We start from the raw sequence: 4,048 nt of genomic DNA, 5'->3' as shown, positions 1-4,048 counted from the left end.
CCTTTCATGATCCACTCAGCCACAACCCTGTCTGCGCCGTTCTCGGTTATACGCGCAATATCGAATGAAAGATCCGGAAATGCGCTCCATAGGCGCTTTGCATTGGCAGCAATCTCGTCGCCTGAAATAGCTTCAACAGTAGGATCGCAGTAAGTGCCGCCGGCGGCAAATGACTTAACAATGGCATCAGCGTCGTGCGCATTCCATGCGTCCAGGTATTGTTTCGCTTTGTCTAGATTTGTCATAACCAGGTCCTTTGTTGTTGACGTATAACGATCAATTATGAGGTGCCACGCTTTTTGTTGCCGGCTGGATGCATTTTGTTAAACATATTACCCTTTTAGGGGTGCAGCTCACAGGTGTCCCACTAAAGTCCCTTCTCCCCTTGAGGGGAGAAGGTTAGGATGAGGGGTGATCTCTAAGCCCATGAAAATTCAACCCTCACCCTAACCCTCTCCCAATCTTGGGAGAGGGAAAACATTTTAAATAAAGGTGGGTGAAATTCATGTCTCGTAGTCCTTAGAAATGAGTCTTTTTCTACTTATCAAGTATATTTAACATTTTTGATGTAGTTTAGTGGGACACCAATGGCTCTAACCCCTTTCTATTTATAATTGTTGAAAATATCACTTAATACACCGGTGCAATCAACCTCAACAGCTTGCTTTTCGATTTCGGAATTGTAATTTATGATATCAAACAAAATCGAGCATTTCTCAACCGGGTTATTAACATCGAGCTGATCATCGGACAATATTTTCAGTAGATTACGATCATCAATAGCCAGACTTTTATTCTGAACAGGCGCCTTATCAGCCGCGTGCATTGCGAGCGTTTCCTCGGATTTTATAAATGCCCGCAAGGTTTCCTCCTCGTATTTCAGTCTTAAATTCAATTGATGGGAACTGTTGGGCTGCAGAAAAGGTGCGGACGATTCACCATTGCCCGATAACATAGTCACGTCCGTCTCGCCGATTAATATTAGATTATCTTTTTCTGGCACATAACCATTATTGTTGTTGAGATAATTCACATCCGTATTTTTGAGATGTTTACCATCTACCTCAATACGAAAGGTTGCTTTCCCTATCCCCGCTGGACGTGTACCTGAGTTCGCTGCGATAAAAAAATAGTTGTACTTGTTTGCCTTATCTACATCGTATAACTGAAAAACCAGATTAACGTCAGAATCGTCCTGGTCGAACATTTCTGATAAAACGGGAACAGCGGTAGCAACAACACTCACCAGGGCAACCAGGAGTGCAAGTATTGTAGAACTGAAATTTAAGTGTCCGCGCCAATTTTGAAAAGATCCGCAAACGGTGCATTTGCTGGCGCTATCGGGTATTTCGTGGCCACAGGTTTTGCATATTTTCATTTCTTATTCCTTCTTTATTATGGTTTTCCCGAACAACAATCTATATGAAAATTCTAAGGCCAAATAGATGTTATAAGCAGGAGGTTTTCATTGAGTATTCTATGAGTTACAAAAGTCCCCCCCCCCACAGCACTTAGCCCTTTACGAACTGCTTACAAATCCACCACTGTTTTATGCACTTGATACATTCGATTCCAAGGTAATTTCCCAGTAACAGCTACGAATTATTACAATAAAAACAATAGGATACCAAAATATTAATCCTTCAATGTCGCTAACTGGTGCAGGATAGCTACGCAAAATTCACTGGACGAATGTGCCACATTGATATAAATTAACGGTAAATGCGAATCATTATCATTTGCATTTACAGCCAAAGCAATTATCAATCAATTCGTCAGGTAAATGGAAATGTTTATGTTTAGATACCTACCCTACACGCTGCTCCTAACGCTGTTTTTGTTTCCCTTTGTATCAGTAAATGCCAAAACCGGTGACACCACGAACGATAACGATATAGATATAGAGGTACAGCGCATCGCGCAAAAAATGGTGCACATGCTGGATTACGTCGCGGTTGAATATCCGGAAATTGTCGTAAATGGCAAAGTTACCGATGTTGAAGAATACAAAGAGCAACAGGAATTTGCTGAACAATTACAGTTAATGGCAAATCGGCTACCCGCTAATTCCACATCCATAAAACAGGAAACCGCGCAATTATTCCGTTCTATCGAGCAAAAAGGCTCCAGTGAAGAAATCGTAGCCCTCTCTCATAATATTAGCCTCAAGCTTATTAATAAATTTCACGTGGGTGTTGCTCCTCGCGTTATACCTGAGCCTGGCAGTGCCAAAACATTATTCATAGAAAACTGTTCCACCTGTCATGGTGCTGATGGTTATGGTGACGGTCCCCAGGCAGCCACATTGCAGCCACCACCGGCAAACTTTCGTGACCGTGAGCGCCAACAACATCGCAGCGTATTCTCGCTTTACAATACCATAAGCCTGGGTGTCAACGGCACTGCCATGCCTTCCTTCGATAACCTGACATCGCAGCAACGCTGGCAACTGGCTTTCTACGTCAGTAACTTTTTTGCCACTGACATAGAACGCGCTAAAGGTGAAGCCATCTATACAGCGACCAAGTCACGTCCCTCAATAAAAAGCCTGGAACAACTGACACAAAGTACTCCCGCACAGGTAACCGCCAAATATGGTAGTGACGGACTGGCGGAACTTGCTTACTTGCGCTCTAACCCCGAGGAAATTGGTAAAGCCACCATTAATCCGTTAAAAGTAGCGGAAGACGGAATACAAGCAAGTTTTCTTGCTTTTCAAAAAGGAGATCACAGTAGTGCATATGATCTAGCAGTGGCAGCTTACCTGGAGGGTTTTGAACTAGTTGAAACTCCCCTGGATTCCGCCGCACCCGAGCTTCGAAAAGAAATTGAAATAGCCATGCTAAAATATCGCGACATGGTTAAAACTGATACTGATCCCGATGAAGTCCAGGCGGCTCAGGAAAATATTATTACGATGCTTTCCGCTGCCGCCATTAAACTCGATAACGGTAGCCTTTCATCTTCGCTCAATTTTTTTAGTGCGTTTTTGATCCTGTTAAGAGAGGGACTGGAAGCAATTCTAATACTGGCTGCGATATCTGCAGTGCTCATCAAGACCGGCCGCTCCAACATGATGCGCTATTTACACATTGGCTGGGTTAGCGCACTAGCCCTGGGTGGACTAACATGGTTTGCAGCAGACCATTTTATTAACATTAGTGGCGCCAACCGCGAAATGACAGAAGGAATAACTGCGCTGATTGCTGCCGCTATGCTCATCTATGTTGGATTCTGGCTGCATAAGCAAACTTACGCCTTACACTGGCAACATTTTATTAAAACAAAAGTATCACAATCCCTCACCGAAAGCGCACTGGCAGGACTGGCGGTAGTTGCCTTTCTCGCGGTATATCGTGAAGTTTTTGAAAGTATATTGTTTTTCCACACTTTATGGCTGCAATCAAACATCGAAGGCCAGGCAGATATAGTTTCCGGCATGCTTACCGCCGCGGGAATACTCGGTTTAATTGCCTGGGGTATCTTTAAATTCAGTATCCGACTGCCACTGAAATTGTTCTTCCGCGTTAACTCTGTATTCCTTTATCTTCTCGCTATAGTATTTGCGGGTAAAGGTGTAGCAGCGTTACAGGAAGCCGGCAAGCTACGAGTTGATCCGATAAACTTTTTCGAAATTGATGCCCTGGGTATATTTCCGAACCTGGAGAGCCTGGGCATTCAAGCCACAATGATAGCAGCAGCCGTGCTGCTCTATATAGTCAGCCGTAATAAAATAAAACGCGAAGAGGCAAAGGCGGCTTAAAAGCGGGTCAGGATTCTGGCGAACAGGAGACAGCTTTGGGTAATGGATCGCATAACAATTAAATAAGGTTAATTGTGTCCTACCCCCTGCTGTTACCCTGTGGATCAGCAAAGAATGCAAATCCTTTTAAATCTGATTACAATTTTTTTAGATTAGCTCTTAACCCTGAAATATCAGAATTAACTCGCTTCTATCAAACAGATCCTGTTTAGGCATAGGTAATGGGGAAGATTTTTTGATAGCTTTTTCGATGGACCTTCTGAAACGCCTGTCTTTATCACAGGT

General features: G+C 43.4%; 3 protein-coding genes. 1 reads left to right on the top strand and 2 read right to left on the bottom strand.

What is annotated here, in order from left to right; translation table 11 throughout:
- Together ACWVCM_RS00895 and ACWVCM_RS00890 are read right to left on the bottom strand one after the other, a co-directional pair.
- The coding region (locus ACWVCM_RS00895; RefSeq protein ID WP_455199809.1) for a nuclear transport factor 2 family protein at positions 1-245 on the bottom strand (245 nt) is incomplete at its 3' end.
- Between the two features lie 359 nt (positions 246-604).
- Positions 605-1,378: a zinc ribbon domain-containing protein gene (locus ACWVCM_RS00890; protein WP_455199808.1), complete on the bottom strand. Its 774-nt coding sequence runs from the start codon at positions 1,376-1,378 to the stop codon at positions 605-607.
- A gap of 417 nt (positions 1,379-1,795) precedes the next feature.
- Between ACWVCM_RS00890 and ACWVCM_RS00885 the strand changes: the two genes are divergently transcribed.
- Complete coding sequence (locus tag ACWVCM_RS00885) at positions 1,796-3,763, top strand: FTR1 family protein (protein ID WP_455199807.1); 1,968 nt, start codon at positions 1,796-1,798, stop codon at positions 3,761-3,763.
- Positions 3,764-4,048: the final 285 nt, after the last annotated feature.

The sequence above is a fragment of the Kaarinaea lacus genome, from assembly GCF_975902315.1.
This window is presented reverse-complemented; position numbering and strand designations above follow the sequence as displayed.

Excerpts from the sequence above, each read along its gene's own strand:
- ACWVCM_RS00890 (WP_455199808.1), bottom strand. The coding sequence starts at position 1,378 with ATGAAAATATGCAAAACCTGTGGCCACGAAATACCCGATAGCGCCAGC.
- ACWVCM_RS00885 (WP_455199807.1), top strand. The coding sequence starts at position 1,796 with ATGTTTAGATACCTACCCTACACGCTGCTCCTAACGCTGTTTTTGTTT.